General features: G+C 73.3%; 12 protein-coding genes and 1 pseudogene. 6 read left to right on the plus strand and 7 right to left on the minus strand.

Features of this window, described 5'->3' with window-relative positions:
• Window positions 1-117: 117 nt before the first annotated feature.
• Window positions 118-3,261, plus strand: a complete 3,144-nt coding sequence (locus AB0950_RS34135) for an amidohydrolase family protein (RefSeq protein WP_366780161.1) — start codon at window positions 118-120, stop codon at window positions 3,259-3,261.
• Here the strand turns inward: AB0950_RS34135 and AB0950_RS34140 are convergent.
• Window positions 3,258-4,010 carry a class I SAM-dependent methyltransferase gene (locus AB0950_RS34140; RefSeq protein WP_366780162.1) on the minus strand — a complete coding sequence of 251 codons (753 nt, stop codon included), beginning with the start codon at window positions 4,008-4,010 and terminating at the stop codon, window positions 3,258-3,260. The two genes, AB0950_RS34135 and AB0950_RS34140, sit on opposite strands and share 4 nt — an antisense overlap.
• A 226-nt stretch (window positions 4,011-4,236) precedes the next feature.
• Between AB0950_RS34140 and AB0950_RS34145 the strand changes: the two genes are divergently transcribed.
• The 4 genes from AB0950_RS34145 to AB0950_RS34160 all read left to right on the plus strand — a co-directional run bounded on the left by AB0950_RS34145 (window position 4,237) and on the right by AB0950_RS34160 (window position 7,520).
• Window positions 4,237-5,181, plus strand: a complete 945-nt coding sequence (locus AB0950_RS34145) for a TIGR01777 family oxidoreductase (protein ID WP_366780163.1) — start codon at window positions 4,237-4,239, stop codon at window positions 5,179-5,181.
• Window positions 5,182-5,267: 86 nt separating this feature from the next.
• Window positions 5,268-6,182 (plus strand): TIGR01777 family oxidoreductase, encoded by a 915-nt coding sequence (locus tag AB0950_RS34150; protein ID WP_366780164.1) that lies wholly within the window; start codon window positions 5,268-5,270, stop codon window positions 6,180-6,182.
• A 150-nt stretch (window positions 6,183-6,332) separates the two neighbouring features.
• Window positions 6,333-7,202, plus strand: coding sequence for a class II glutamine amidotransferase (locus AB0950_RS34155; protein WP_366780165.1), 870 nt, complete (start codon window positions 6,333-6,335; stop codon window positions 7,200-7,202).
• Window positions 7,203-7,286: 84 nt separating this feature from the next.
• Complete coding sequence (locus AB0950_RS34160) at window positions 7,287-7,520, plus strand: hypothetical protein (protein WP_360151295.1); 234 nt, start codon at window positions 7,287-7,289, stop codon at window positions 7,518-7,520.
• Window positions 7,521-7,542: 22 nt separating this feature from the next.
• Here the strand turns inward: AB0950_RS34160 and AB0950_RS34165 are convergent, their stop codons facing one another.
• From AB0950_RS34165 to AB0950_RS34185, 5 genes and pseudogenes are all read right to left on the minus strand, one after another.
• The gene (locus tag AB0950_RS34165; protein WP_360151292.1) at window positions 7,543-9,249 is read right to left on the minus strand and encodes an LCP family protein; all 1,707 of its coding nucleotides are present in this window, start codon (window positions 9,247-9,249) and stop codon (window positions 7,543-7,545) included.
• Window positions 9,250-9,523: 274 nt separating this feature from the next.
• Entirely contained in the window at window positions 9,524-9,886 is a 363-nt protein-coding gene (locus tag AB0950_RS34170) for a metalloregulator ArsR/SmtB family transcription factor (protein ID WP_360151289.1), read from the minus strand.
• A 790-nt stretch (window positions 9,887-10,676) separates the two neighbouring features.
• A pseudogene (locus tag AB0950_RS34175) lies at window positions 10,677-11,234 on the minus strand (TerD family protein); the annotation flags it as partial.
• A gap of 248 nt (window positions 11,235-11,482) precedes the next feature.
• Complete coding sequence (locus tag AB0950_RS34180) at window positions 11,483-12,355, minus strand: trypsin-like serine protease (RefSeq protein ID WP_366780166.1); 873 nt, start codon at window positions 12,353-12,355, stop codon at window positions 11,483-11,485.
• A 128-nt stretch (window positions 12,356-12,483) separates the two neighbouring features.
• Window positions 12,484-12,915: an ASCH domain-containing protein gene (locus AB0950_RS34185; RefSeq protein WP_366780167.1), complete on the minus strand. Its 432-nt coding sequence runs from the start codon at window positions 12,913-12,915 to the stop codon at window positions 12,484-12,486.
• Between the two features lie 253 nt (window positions 12,916-13,168).
• Here AB0950_RS34185 and AB0950_RS34190 point away from each other — a divergent pair, with 253 nt between their 5' ends.
• Entirely contained in the window at window positions 13,169-13,579 is a 411-nt protein-coding gene (locus AB0950_RS34190; protein ID WP_330341905.1) for a hypothetical protein, read from the plus strand.
• Between the two features lie 27 nt (window positions 13,580-13,606).
• Here the strand turns inward: AB0950_RS34190 and AB0950_RS34195 are convergent, their stop codons facing one another.
• Window positions 13,607-14,866 carry a hypothetical protein gene (locus AB0950_RS34195; protein WP_366780168.1) on the minus strand — a complete coding sequence of 420 codons (1,260 nt, stop codon included), beginning with the start codon at window positions 14,864-14,866 and terminating at the stop codon, window positions 13,607-13,609.
• Between the last annotated feature and the right edge of the window lie 118 nt (window positions 14,867-14,984).

The following is a 14,984-nucleotide window of genomic DNA, read 5'->3' on the forward strand; positions in this document are numbered from 1 at the left end:
TTCCGGTGCGGGCGTTGCCCCGGGCGTGGCACGAGTCCGGTCGTGGCCGGAATCGCGTACTGGTGCGGGACGTACCGCTGCCACTTCGCTGAACGGGGACGGCAGGAAGGACAGGGCATGGCTTTCGGCAGGATCGGCCGGCGCGGGTTTCTCGGTACGGCGGCGGCCGTGGTCACGGCGGTCTCCACCCGGGCGGCGGCAGCGGTGCCCGTGAGGGACGCGGGCGGCGGTGCACGCTACGTCACCCACACGCAGATCACCGGGGGTTCGGTGACCGGCAGCCGGGCCGGCGGTGATCTGATCGCCGAGGTCCAGGGGGTGCTGTGGCGGGTGCCGCGGGGCGGCGGAACGGCCGTACGGGTGACGGACTGGGAGCTGGAGGCCACCCGCCCCGCGCTGTCGCCCGACGGCAGGACGCTGGCCGTGGGCGGGTATCGCGGGGGCGGCTTCCATCTGTGGGCGCTGCGGCCGGACGGCGGCGGACTGCGGCGGTTGACGGACGGGCCCTGGGACGACCGCGGGGTCGCCTGGTCGCCGGACGGCACGCGGCTGGCCTTCTCCTCCGAACGCGGCGGCGACGCCACGACCGGTTCCTCGTACGGGCTGTGGGTGCTGGACGTGTCCGACGGCCGGCTGCGGCGGCTCACCGGCGGGGACTTCGAGGACTTCGATCCGGCCTGGTCGGCGGACGGGCGCTCGCTGGTGTGCGTGCGCGCCGCGCACACGCCGGGCGGCGGCAACGACGGCGGGCGGTCGCTGGTCCGGGTGCCGGTCTCGGGCGGCCCGGCCGAGGTGCTGCGCACGGTGACCGAGGGCCGGCTGCTGTGCCCCTCCGTGTCGCCCTCCGGGCGGATCGCCCATCTGCACCTGACCGGCGCGGGCAGCCCCGCGCTGCCGGCCGACGCGGCCTGGCTGATGGTCGACGGCCAGGCCGTCTCGAAGGACGAGGACCTGGCGGCCGCCCCGCCGTGCTGGCTGAGCGAGGACGAGCTGCTGTACGTCGGTGACGGCCGGATCCGCGTCCGCTCCCTCGCCGGCTCCTCGGTGCGGGAGGTGCCCTTCACCGCGCGGATGCCGGTCCCCGCTCCGTCCCGGCGACGCCGCCGGGCAGCGCTCGCCCCGGAGTCGCCGGCGCCGGTGCGCGGTCTGCACCGGCCGGCCCTGTCCCCGGACGGGCGCAGCGTGGCCTTCGTGGCGCTGAACGCGCTGTGGCTGATGCCCGTCGGCGGCACGCCGCGCAAGCTGCTGCAGGCCGCCGACGTCCACCTGGTCCAGATGCCGGCGTGGGCGCCGGACGGGCGCAGCGTGCTGTACTGCACCGACCGGGACGGGCTGGTCGCCGTACGGCGTCACCACCTTCACGGCGGCGCCGACGAGCCGTTGACCGGGGACGGCCGGCTGTATCCCGCGCTGTCACCGGACGGCGCCCGGCTGGCCTGCCAGGACGTGACCGGGAACCTGCTGGTGCGCACCCTGGCCACGGGCGCCGAAGAGGTGCTGGCCCGGCCGCTGGCCACCGACGGTCCGCCCGGCGCGCCCACCTGGTCGCCCGACGGACGGTACGTGGCGTTCTGCGACCGCAATCGGCTCAACCAGCGTTTCCGCGAGGGATACAACCTCATCCGCGTCGTCGACACGCGCACCGGCGGCGAGCGCCGTCACCTGCCCGCCGAGCACCAGTCGCTGTCCGACCGGGTCGCCGCGGGGCCGGTGTGGTCCCCGGACGGGCGCTGGATGGCGCTGGTGGCCGAGTCCGCCCTGTGGCTGCTGCCGGTGACGGCCGACGGCACCCCGGCCGGCCCCGCCCGCCGGCTCACCGACGAGCCGGCCGACCACCCCAGCTGGTCGGCGGACTCCGGCGCCCTGCTCTACCTCTCCGCGGACAGGCTGCGCCGGCTCTCCGTCACCACGTCACGCGCCCGCACGCTCCCGGTACGCCTGACCTCGCGGCGCGGCGCGACCGTCCCGGCGGAGCCGCTGCGGATCCACGCCGGGCAGCTGTGGGACGGCACCGGCGCACCGCCCCGGCACGACGTCGACGTCCTCGTCAGCGGCACGCGCATCACCGGCGTGGAGCCGCACCGTCCCCGGCGTCCCGGACACCGCACCCTCGACGCCTCCGGCCGGACCGTCGTCCCCGGTCTCGTCGACAGCCACACCCACCCGTACGCGGCGACCTACGGCGCCCGGCAGAGCCTGACCACGCTCGCGTACGGCATCACGACCACGTTCTGCCTGGGCGGGCCGCTGTACGACGCGGTCCGGCTGCGGGAGGCGGCCGCATCCGGTGCTCTGCTCGGCCCGCGGCAGCTCGCCTGCGCCGAACTGATCGACGGCGCGCGCACCGCGTACAGCATGGGCCGCGCCCACCGCACCCCGGACGGTGTCCGGCGCACGCTCCGGCGCGCCGCCGCCCTGGACGTCGACTTCGTGAAGACGTATGTGCGCGCCCCGGGCGAGGTCATGGCCGAGGCGGCCGCGACTGCCCACGCGCTGGGCGTGCCCAGCGGCAGCCACCTGTGCGCGCCGGGGCGGGCGGCGGGCCAGGACCTGACCACCCATCTGCAGGCCACCCAGCGCCTGGAGTACGGGCACGCCGTGACCCCGCTCGGCCGCATCGGCCAGGACGTGGTGCGCCAGTACGCCGACGGTTCCTTCGCCCTGATCATCACGCCGTTCAGCGCGCAGATCCTGCTCGCCTCCGATCCCCGGCTGGCCGAGGATCCACGGGTGACGCGCCTGATGCCGCCGTGGGACACGGCCGCCGTCCGCGAACGCGCCCGGACGGCGCCCACGCAGGCGCAACAGCGGGCCCTGGCCACGGAGATGGCGGACTACCGGCGGCTGGCCGCGCACGGCGCCCGTATCGCGCTGGGCACCGACGCGCCCCTGGTCCCCGTCGGCCTCTCCCTGCACCTGGCCCTGCGAGCCCTGCACGCGCACGGCTTCACGGCCGCCGAGGCCCTGCACACCGCGACTCTCGCGCCGGCCCGTCTCTTCGGTCTGGACGCCGATCTCGGCACGGTCGAGGAGGGCAGGATCGCCGACCTGACGCTCGTCGACGGCGACCCGTTCGCCGACTTCGACACCCTGATCGACGTGCCGGTCGTCGTACGCGACGGAGTCCCGTACGCGCAGGCCGACTTGGCGTCGGCCCACCGGTCCGTCTCCGCGCACGAACCTCCCCGGGACATGTCCTGGCTGGAGGTGGCCGACCGGCTCCGGCGCGGCTCGTGCTGCCATCCCGGCGCGGACGGCTAGGGCGCCGCCGGAAGCCGGTACACCGAGACGTGCGAGCGCGACTCGGCGGTGAACTCGGCGCCGGACCAGTCGGCGTGCCTGGACTCCAGCTCGAGTCCGGCCAGCTGGGCCATGAGGTCGAGTTCGGACGGCCAGATGTAACGGTGCGGGCTGCGGAACAGCCGGGCCTCCGGCGTCCCTTCGTCCCTGTCGAAGTGGAAGTGGTGCGACACGACACGCTGGTTGAGGAGGTCGTAGGTGTCCAGCCCGATGTACCCCGGGTCGGCGCGCCACACGGTGGCCTCCTTGCCCGGGGGAAGTGTGCGCAGCTCGGGCACCCACAGCTCGATCACGAACCGGCCGCCCGGTGCGAGATGGCGGGCGGCGTTCCGGAAGCACTCGACCTGCTCGGCCTGCGTGAGCAGGTTGGAGATCGTGTTGTAGACGAGGTAGACGAGGCTGTACGTCCCCGGGGCGCGCGTCGTCGCCATGTCGCCCATGACGACGGGGATCGTGGCTTCGTCGGCCTTGGTCCGCAGTTGCTCCACCATCGGCCCGGACAGTTCGATGCCGGTGACGGGGACGCCCCGCTCGGCGAGCGGGACCGCGACCCGGCCGGTCCCGATCGCGAACTCCAGCGCCGCTCCGCCCTCCGCCAGCTCGGCCAGACGGGTCACCGTGGGCGTCAGCACCTCGGGCGCGAACATGCCGGTGCCGGGCGTGTCGTATCGCTGGGCCACGGCAGCGTCCCAGATCCTCTCCTGCTCCATTGCGCCAACGCTCGCCGCGTTCGGGCGAGTTGTCCAGTGAATTACCGGCGGGCCCCTCCGGTCCCTCGGCAGGACCCTGACCGCGGCCGAGGTCGCCGCCCTGGCCCAGCCCTCCTGACGTCCGGCCGCCGCCTCCGCTCCATTCCCCTTGCACGCCCGCTTGCACCCCGCTTTTGAACGCGTTCAAAAGCGGGGGTAGTCTGGGTGCACCAACCTAGGGGGCTCGATGAAGGTGATTCTGCCCGGGGGAACCGGACAGGTCGGGACGCTTCTCGACCGTGCGCTGACGGCGGCCGGCCATGAGGTCACCGTGCTGACCCGGCATCCGACGCGGGAGCGGCAGGTCGGCTGGGACGGCGCCACGCTCGGCCGCTGGGCCGAGGTGATCGACGGCAGCGATGTCGTCGTCAACCTGGCCGGGCGCAGCGTCTCCTGCCGCTACACGCCCGAGAACCTGCGGGCCATGATGGATTCGCGGGTGGACTCGGCGCGCGTGGTGGGCGAAGCGATCGCCGCCGCGTCGCGTCCGCCGCGGGTGTGGCTGCACATGAGTACGGCGACCATCTACGCCCACCGCTTCGACGCGCCCAACGACGAGGCGACCGGCGTCATCGGCGGCTCGGAGTCCGGCGTCCCCGGCTACTGGGCCTACAGCATCGACATCGCCAGGAACTGGGAACGCGCCCAGGCCGAAGCGTCCGTGCCGGCGACGCGGAAGGTGGCCCTGCGCACCGCGATGGTGATGAGCCCCGACCGCGGAGGGGTCTTCGACGTCCTGCTGGGGCTGGTACGGCTCGGGCTGGGCGGCCCCGTCGCCGGTGGTGCGCAGTACGTGTCCTGGATCCACGACGCCGACTTCGTACGGGCGGTGGAGTTCCTGATCGACCGGGACGACCTCGAAGGGCCGGTCAACCTCGCCTCTCCCGGCCCGCTGCCGCAGCGGGAGTTCATGCGGGCGCTGCGCGCGGCGCGGGGCGTTCCCGTGGGCCTGCCGGCGACCCGGTGGATGGCGGAGCTGGGGGCGTTCGCGCTGCGCTCGGACACCGAGCTGCTGCTCAAGAGCCGCCGGGTGGTCCCGGGCCGGCTCAGCGCGGCCGGGTTCGACTTCGCGTATCCCGACTGGCCGCCGGCCGCCGTGGACCTCGTACGCCGGGTGAAGGCGTCCCGGTGACGCGGGCGCTTCCTTGAACCTGCAAGCAACTGGGGTATCGTGCGGCACACCAGGCAGGTGAAGCACGCACTCCTCTGGAGGACGCCATGCGCGTCGCGGTCACGGGATCGACCGGGCTCATCGGCTCCGCCCTCACCCGTTCCCTCCTCGCGGACGGCCACCAGGTGGTCCGCCTGGTCCGTGGCCGCTCCGGCGCCGCCCCGCACGACGGCAGCGTGTGCGCGCACTGGGACCCGGTCGCGGGCCGCGTCGATCCTGGCGCGCTGGACGGTGTCGACGCGGTCGTCCATCTCGCCGGCGCGGGAGTCGGCGACAAGCGGTGGACCGCCGCCTACAAGCGGGAGATCCGCGACAGCCGGGTGCGCGGCACCGACGCCGTCGCGCGGGCCTGCGCCGCGTGCGCCGACCCGCCGCGCGTCCTGGTCTCCGCGTCCGCGACCGGCTACTACGGCGACACCGGCGCACGCGTCGTGGACGAGAGCGAGCCGGCCGGGGACGACTTCCTGGCCGGCGTCTGCGTCGCCTGGGAGGCGGCCGCCGACCCGGCCCGGCAGGCCGGCATCCGGGTGGTGCACCCGCGCACCGGTCTCGTCGTCGCCGCCGAGGGCGGTGCCTTCGGCCGGCTCTTCCCGCTCTTCCGCCTCGGTCTGGGCGGCCGGCTCGGATCGGGCGACCAGTACTGGCCGTTCATCTCGCTGACGGACCAGATCGCGGCGCTCCGCTTCGCCCTCACCGCCGGGGAGCTGTCCGGGCCGGTCAACTTCACGGCGCCCGAACCGGTCACCAACCGCGAGGTGACCCGGGCGCTGAGCCGTGCCCTGCACCGGCCCGCGCTCGCCGCCGTACCCGCCTTCGCCCTGCGCGCGGCGCTCGGCGGGTTCGCCGAGAGCATCACCTGCAGCGCACGCGTCGTACCGGCCGCCCTGCAGAGGGCGGGCTTCGTCTCCGCCCACCCGACGATCGACGGCGCGCTCGACTCGGCGCTGCGAACGGCCGGTTGACGAAGCCCCGGCGGGAGCACAGCCAGGCGCGCGCGAAACCGGACTCGCCCGTGGCAGTGCGTGCGGGAACGTCCCCGGCGCGGGACCATGGTCGCCCGGGCGTGGCCCGGATGACGGGCCCGGCGGAAGACGGGCGACGAGGAGGACGCCGTGTGCCGACTGTTCGGGCTGACCAGCTCCCCGCTCCGCACGCACGCCACGTTCTGGCTGCTGGACGCACCCGACAGCCTCAGCGCGCAGAGTCACCGCGAACCCGACGGCACGGGTCTCGGGTTCTTCGCGGCGGACGGCACCCCGCAGGTGCACAAGGCGCCGATCGCCGCCTACGAGGACCGCGCCTTCGCCCGGGAGGCCCGGGAGGTGGAGTCGGCCACCTTCCTCGCCCATCTCCGGTACGCCTCGACCGGGGGCCTGGACCTGCGCAACACCCATCCCTTCGAGCAGGACGGGCGGCTGTTCGCGCACAACGGGGTGATCGAGGGGCTGGACGAGCTGGACCGGCATCTGGGCGAGGATCTCGCGCTCGTGCGCGGGGACACCGACTCCGAGCGGTTCTTCGCCCTGGTCACGCGGGAGACCGCGGCGCACGGCGGGGACGTGTCCGCCGGCCTGGTGGCCGCGGCACGCTGGGTCGCCGGGAACCTGCCCCTCTACGCCCTCAACGTCGTCCTCGTCACCGCCCGGGAGCTGTGGGCCCTGCGCTATCCCGCCACCCACGAGCTGTACGCGCTGCGGCGCCCGGCCGGCGGCCCGCACGGGACGCGGCAGCTGGACCACGCCGGCCGGGACGGTCATCTGCGAGTGCGCTCGGCGCATCTGGCCGACCGTCCGTCGGTCGTCGTGGCCAGCGAGCGCCTGGACGAGAGCCCCGACTGGCGGCTCCTCGCGTCCGGCGAGCTGCTCCACGTCGGCCCCGATCTGCGGGTGACCTCCCGCATCGCCCTGCCCGATCCCCCGGCCCATCCCCTGAGCCTGTCCGACCTGCACCCCGCCGCGGCCGCCTCCCAGCGGCCCGCGTAGCCGCAGGGACACAGGTGCGTGCGGCGGACAGCCGGTGACCCGGCTCACCAGGCCGAAACGCGCGCAAGCCCTAAACTTTGCGCCGTGGAGACTACCGAGGTGACGGGTTGGGAGACCGCCGTGCTCGAGGGAGGGCCGGCGGCCGGGCTGCGGATGAAGGTCTCCGGCCGGCCGCGCGTGATCCAGGTCACGTACCCCTGCCGGATCGAGGCCGCACCGCCCGGCGGCGTACGCGCCGAGGCGGTGTACCTCTACCGGCGTGACTACGGCGTCACCAGCGAGCCCCTGCGGTACGGCTTCGACATCGCCAGCCCCTGACGAGCGCGGCGGGCTGCGCCGCTCAGTCGTCGGAGTCGGGCTTGCCGCGCGCCGCCGCGTACGCCTGGGCCGGGGTCATGGCGACGCCGTTGAGGCTGACCGTCTTGTACGGGCTGACCTTGGCGCAGGTCTTGGCCTGGTCGGCGGTCGAGGCGTGGGCACCTCCCACGGCCGTCTTGGTGTCGGCCGGCGCGGCCGAGGAGCTGCCGCCCGGGTAGCTGGTGCCGCTGGCCCAGTCGCTGCCGATGACCAGGGTCAGACCGGTGCCGGTGCCCTGCTGCAGATGCGAGGTGGGCAGTCCGAGCGCCTTGGCGACGGTCGTGGCCTGCGCCTTCTGGTCCGTGCCGTAGGTGAGGGTGGTGGTCGTCGCGGGGCTCGGCGCGTTGGCCGTGGTGGTGCCGGAGCTGAAGCCCTGGTCGGTGAGCGCGGCCGCGATGGCCGAGGCGCGGCCGGTGACGGCGGTGCCGTTCTCGACGGTGACGGCGATCTGCGAGGCGGGCACGGCCGGGGTCGTGGCCTTCGCGGTCGCCGAGGCCGCCGTGGACTTCTTGCCGGAGCCGGTGGTCAGCGACTGGTCGTTGGCGATGGTGGCGAACAGGGTCTTGGCGCCCGGGCCCACCACCACCCGGTCCTTGTTGTCCGGATCGGGGGCCGTCTGCATCGTCGTGAACGTCATCCGCTTCGTCGGCACCTTGTTCACGTCCGCCGCGAGCGAGATGAGCTTCTTCACGCTGCCCAGGCCGTCGTCCACGGTCAGCGCCTTGGTGGCGGCGTCGGCCAGACCGTAGACCGCGGTGGGGTCGGTGAGGGTGCCGGCGCTCTTGAACTTGCGGATCATCGCGCTGAGGAAGATGTGCTGCGAGATCGTGCGGCCGAGGTCGCTGCCGTCGCCGAAGCCGTGCCGGGAGCGCACGAACTCCAGCGCGCCCTCGCCCTTGAGGGTGTGGGTGCCCTTGGACAGCTTCAGGTGGGAGTAGGTGTCGTACACGTCGTCGCTGACGCAGACGGGGACACCGCCGACCGCGTCGGACATCTTCACGACACCGGAGAAGTCGAGCTTGACGAAGTGGTCGATGGGGATGCCGGTGAGCTGGTGGACGGTGGCCACCTGGCAGGCGGGACCGTACTGCAGGGCGCTGTTGATCTGGCCGTAGTAGCCGGACGTGGACTGGCCGGACTCGCTGTCCTTGCAGGCCGGGACCTGGGTCATGGTGTCGCGGGGGATGCTCATCACCGTCGCGTTGGAGCGGTCGGCGGATATGTGCACCACCATCTCCACGTCCGCGTTGCTGCCGGTCTGCACCCCGGTCTTCGAACAGCCGCCGCCGAGCTTGCAGTCGGCCGCGTTGGTGCGGCCGTCCGAGCCCATCACCAGGATGTTGATCGGGGTGCGGCCGAAGGCGTCGGCCTTCTCGCTGCCGCCCTTGCCGTCGAGCGAGAGGCTGTGGATGTTGCCGTTCAGGTGCTCGTAGAACCACCAGCCCGCGCCGGCCGTGACCACGATGACGACCGACATGCCGATCCCGAGGCCCTTGAGGACCTTCTTGGCACGGCCCACCGGGCGCGCCCGGTGGCCCCTTGTGCCGCCGCGCCCGCGGGCAGCCGCCCGGGCCGCCGCCCGGCCGCCCGGCTGGCGCGTCCCGTCGGGCTCGGCCACGCGCTGCCCCGGCACCCGCGCGCTACGGCTGCGGGTGGCCTGCCCGGCGGGCCCGTCCCACGGGTCGCTCATCTCCCACTCCCATGAACGGTCCGGCGGGGCGAAGCCCGTGGCTCCGCCTTGCTTGCATGGTTGCGCAATCTAACAAACCTGGGGCCCGAACAGCACAAATACACACACGCTTCACAGGCGGGGCACCTCATGGAACCGCCGTGCGGACCGCAAACGGTATGGCAGCCGGAGTGTACGCGCCTTATATAAGTGTTCTGTATGAAGGTGTGGGGCTCATCACACTGACGGCACCCGGCACCGCATCGGCAACGGCCCGGCCCCGGGCACGGCGTTGTCAGCCACCGCTCCCCCGCAGAGGGCGGACCGGGACCGGCGCCTGCGCGGAGCGCGCGGTCAGCTGCTCCACCATCACCCGGACCAGCGCCACGACGTCCGGGTCGCCTATGTAGTAGATCTGCCGCCGGCCCTCCCGGCGCGAGCCGACGAGCCCGGCGAGCTTCAGTTTCGCCAGGTGCTGGCTGACCGCGGGCAGGGCTCCGCCCACCCGGTCGGCGAGATGCGTGACATCGCTCTCGCCCTCCGACAGGGCCCACATCAGATGCAGCCGGGCGGAGGAGGCGAGCAGCCCGAACGCCGCGGCGGCCTCGGCGAGCACCTCGGCGGACGGGTCCTCGAAGCCCGCGGCGTTCTCCGGCACAGCCCTCTCCCGTCCCCGCCCTCGCCGTCACCGGCGACTCATGTGCGCCCACCCACTGTAGGCGTCCGGTCGCGCGCACGGGCCTCGCCGGGACGGTCCGGCCGTCGTCGCCGGACCCGACGCATCCCCGCGGGGGGACGGGAGAGGCCGTCCCCGGAGTCCCGAGGACTCAGTCCTCGTAGAAGTTGTTGACCACGACGTCCGGTTCGTCGTCGTCGAACGCCTCGTTGAGCAGCGCGCCGCCGATGAGGCCCGCCGCACCGGCGCCGATGAGCGCGCCCGCGCCGAAACGCCGGCCGCCGCCGTCGTGGTGGTGATGGTCGTGGTCGGCGTACGGCTGCGCGTATCCCTGCTGGGGGTAGCCCTGCTGCGGATAGCCCTGCGGCACGGGCTGCGGATAGCCCTGCTGGGGCGGGGTGTAGAACGGCGGCGCCGTGGTCTGCACGCGCTGTGCGCAGGCGGCGCAGGTCTGGACCGGCCGGGGCACGCCCCACTGCGGGGACCAGGTGACGGTCGTCGTGCCGGGGCCGTGGTGGGGGTCGAAGAAGCAGGTCACGCTGGAACTCCCGGTGGTGTACGGGGATGTGGGGGACGCCGGGTCCGGCGCGGGGGCACCGGCGGCCGGCGGGTTCGGTGGAACGGGCGACCGGTACGGATCGGCGGGCGTGTGCGGTACGGACGGCTGGTACGGATCAGCGGGCGTCTGCGGTGCGGACGGCACGGGCGCAGCCGCGTGCGTCCCCGGTAGGACGGCGGGGGTCGGCGCCGGGGCCGGGGAGGTGTCCTTGAGCACGGCCACGCCGTAGTCGGCGGCGATGCCGGCGAGTCCCGAGGCGTACCCCTGCCCGACGGCGCGGAACTTCCACCCCGCGCCGTGCCGGTACAGCTCGCCGAAGACCAGCGCGGTCTCGGTGGACAGGCCGCCGGTGGCCAGGTCATAACGGGCCAGCTCGGTGCCGCCCTCCTGGTCGAGGACGCGGATGTGCGCCCGCCGCACCTGGCCGAAGGACCGGCCGCGGCTCGCGGCTTCGTAGAGCGACACAGGGAAGACGATCTTCTCAACCTCGTCCGGAACCCTGGTCAGGTCGATCTCGATCCGCTGGTCGTCGCCGTCGACGGGTGCGCCGCTGCCGCAGTGGCTGACCGAGCCGTCGGGGCTGGTGAGGTTGTTGAAGAAGACGAGGTGCTCGTCCGAGAGCACCTTGCCCGTGCGGTCGCACAGCAGGGCGCTGCCGTCCAGCTCGCAGCCGGTGTTCGCCTGCCAGCCCAGCCCGACCGTCACCGCAGTCAGACCGGGGGCCTGCTTGCTCAGCGACACATTGCCGCCCTTGGTCAGGGCCACACCCATCGACGTCCTCCGCAGCCGTTCACACTTCGCGCGTCCATCATGATCGACGTTCCGGGACCCCTTCGAGTTCCCGGTTGCGCCATGTCTTGATCATGTACCAGTACCTCGACGGTCGTCACCAGAGACCGGCGTCTGGCCCACCGGCTGTGGGCGAGAAGGAGCGGCGCCGCCGGACGTGGGGTCCCCCACTGATCCAGCGGCGCCGCTACCTTGCTGTCAATGACCTGCTCGGCGTGAGGCGTTGGCCGTCAGGGCAGCTTCACGAACGGCGCCAGGAAGGACCGGGCTCCTGGCGTGTCGAGGCGGTAGGCGACGTTGGTGGCGTAGCAGGGGGTGTCGCCGGTGATGGTCGTGGCGGCGAGGACGTTCCTGCCGCCGATGACCGCGAAGTTGGGCCCGCCGGAGTCGCCGTAGCAGGCACCGCCGTTGCCCTGCGGGGCCGTCATGGCGAGCCGGACCCAGGCCGGGTTGAGGGCGTCGAAGGTCAGGGGCGCCTTCATGCGGACGCCGCCGCCGGGGTGGGTCTGGCCGCCGGGCCCGTTGGCGGCCTCCTGGGTGCCGTACCCGGCCACGAACCAGTCGGTGGAGTTCAGGCCCTGCGGTGCGAGCGCCCCCAGTTGATCGGCCGTCGGCAGGGTGGCCGGGGTGAAGGACCAGCGGGAGGCGACCTTCGCGGCGGGCAGTTCGATCACCGCGATGTCGTGCGGGTCGGAGGCCGGGCCCGGATAGTCGGGGTGGGTGTGCGCGACGCCTTCGACGGCGACGGCGTTCGCCTGGGCGGCCGGGTCGCCCGGGTACTTCTTCGCGGCGGCGTCGAGCCCGGACTGGACGTCCTGGTCGAGCGAGACGTAGAAGCGGACGCCGGCCGGCCAGTCGCTGGTGCAGTGCGCGGCGGTCAGGAAGGTGTCCGCGTCGATCATCGTGCCGGAACACACCCAGTCGACGCGGTCCGGGGTCGCCGGGTCGTTGTCGTCGTCCCAGGTGGCCACGAGCGCCCCGACCTCGGTGCGTTCGGGTGCGGGTGTGGCGTTGTAGGAGTTGATCGCGGAGGAGGGCAGCGCGACGGCGAGCACGGTGGCGCAGGCCGCCGCGGTGACGGCGGTGACGCGTAGAGCGGTCAAGAAGAACCCCTTCACTGGATGTGGTGGGACAGGTGTTCTCCTGTGGGAGGTAGGAGCATTGAAGTGGGCGGGGCGGCCCGGGGCAAGACGGCGTTCCTCCTGACGTCGCCGCGGGGACCGGCGAGTTGCTAGCGGTCGCGCGGGGCGTCGGCCTCGACCACCCGGAAGCGTTCGGCGACGACGAGGGTGTCGTCGTCGATGACCGGCGTGTGCCCCAGGAACTCGCTCACGCCGGCGCTCCGGAAGAACTCCTCGTGGGCCGCCCGCCACTCCTTCGCATCGCGGTAGCCGCGCCCTTCGGCGTGCGCGAAGTCGTCGTCGATCTCCTTCATGGGAACGACCTGTACGTCGACGACCTCGATGGTGACGGCCGGACGCCCCTCGGAGTCGAGTACCGAGAACCGCTGGCCGGTTCGGGGCACCGCCTCTCCGGCGTGCTCGTAGATCTCCATGAGGCCCGTGAGCGCGGTCTTCTCCCCGTTCAGGATCGCCGCGACGCCACGGTCGCGTTCCGGTCCGGGAAAGGCGAGTTCGAGCATCGGAAGGTCGTCGTGTCCCATCGGGAGAGCGTACGAAGCCCGGTCGTGGTGATCAACGGGTGGGCGAAGCCCGGGCGATGCGCGGTCGGCTTTCGGTCTGAACGGCGCGCTCTTGCACTCTTCCGGCGGCCCATGGGACGGCAGCACCACTTTTCATCCCTACGGGTGAATCGGCGGATGGATGTCCGGACTCCTCCTGCGCTGTGCGGTGTGCTGGCCACGCGGGCCTGACGCCGTCGCAGGCCGGTCGGAGACAGGACAGGGGGCGGGACGCATGCGTGGCTTCGTTCTGTGCGCGTGGCTGCTGACCGCCGGGCTCGGCGGATACCTCGCCACGGTCTGGGTGCGGCACGGCGGTCTGCGGCAGCGCACGCCCGGTGTGACGCGACTGCCGCTGTGGCTCGTGCTCGGGCATGTGGCCCTGGCCGTGGCCGGGCTGGCCGCCTGGACCGCCTATGTGGTGGGAGGGGTGCGGAGTTCGGCCTGGGCCGCGTGCGCGGTGGTGCTGATCGTGGCCGCGTTCGGCTTCATGATGCTGCTGCGCTGGCTGCCCAGTTCCGGCCGCCACTCCCACGGGGCCGCCACGGCCGAACGGCACTTCCCGCTCACGGCCGTGGTCGCCCACGGCACGGCCGCCGGCGCGACCGTGCTGCTGGTGCTCCTCGTCGTCCTGCGCAAGGCGTGAGGCGTACGGCGGACTCCCCGGCCGGGTTCACTTTCCGGCCGGCCGGCGGCGTACGGCCGCCAGCACCAGGCCGCCGATCGCCGTCACGGCCACCGCGCCCGCGGCCAGCACCGGCATGTCGTCGCTGCCCGTCGCCGCGAGGCTGCCGCCGGAGCCCGACGCACCCGACGTTCCGGACGTCCCCGAGGCGCCGGTCGTCCCCGTCGTGCCTGTCGCGCCCGTCGTGCCGGTGGTTCCTGTCGTGCCCGTGGTTCCCGAGCCGCCGGTCGACTGGCCGTGCGGGTCGTTGCCCCCGCCACTCGAAGTGGTGCCGCCGTCGCCGGAGTCCCCGCCGTTCGTGCCGCCGCCGGAGGTGCTCGTGCCCGGGTCGCCGTCGCGGGTCACGTCGACGTTCAGGTAGGCCGTGTCGTTCGCCGGATTCTTGTCGAAGTCGGGGTGGATGCCGTACACGGAGCTGACCGTCACCGCGCCCTGGGTGTCCTCGGCCTTCTTGCCGATCTTCAGCACGAAGGGGTAGTCGAGGGACTGGTCGACCTCGAAGGTGTGGTCCGCGGGTGAGCACACGTACACGGGATGCCCCGGCTCGGACGGTCCGGTCGGGCCGTCGATCCCGAACGGCTGGCAGTCCTCGGGCACTTCGACGGCCACGGTGCCCTTCGGGATCCGTACCATGAGGGCCGGCTGGTCGTCGCTCTGCTGGTTCCGGATCCAGCCGGGGCCGTCGTTGCGCAGCGTCGCCGTGACGGTCACCCTGCTGCCGGGCGCGCCCTCGGCCAGGTCTCCCTCTGCGTGAAGGTCGGCCGTGCTGTCCGCGGTGAGGTTCAGCAGCCGGTAGCTGTCGTCGTAACCCTCCCCCGGAACCGCGCCGGTGGGGCTCGTGCCGTACTCGACGGCCTCCATCAGGGCCTTCGGCAGCGCCTTGAACCGTACGGGCACGGTGACGGACGCGCCGGGCTCGACCACCGTGTCCAGCCGGCACAGCGCCTGCCCGACCTGGTCGGCGTCGGTGGAGTACGTGCACCCGTCGACGTGCGCCGGGAAGTCGAGGCCGCGGGTCAGCCGGATCCGGAAGGTCAGCCCGTCCGCGGCCGCCGTGCCCTTGTTCGTGACGGTGACGGACCGGTCGTACACCTCGCCCGGCTTGGGCGCGGCGGCGGGCAGCGCGGAGACCACGAGATCGGGGGCGGGGTCCTCGGCGTGCGCCACGGGTGCGGCGAGCAGGGGGAAGCCGATTCCGATCGCGGTGGCGGCCACGCAGGTCGCGGCGGGGCGGAAGGCTGAGCGCACGATGGGTGTCTCCTCGGAAAAGGCGCAGGACACGACCCGGCCCGTTACGGCCGGCTGATCATGTACTGGACACGCGAGGAGGGCCAGAGGTTGTACGGGGCACCGGAGCCGGGCCGCA

Source organism: Streptomyces sp. NPDC007189 (genome assembly GCF_040703635.1).
In the GTDB taxonomy this organism is placed as follows: Bacteria; Actinomycetota; Actinomycetes; order Streptomycetales; family Streptomycetaceae; genus Streptomyces.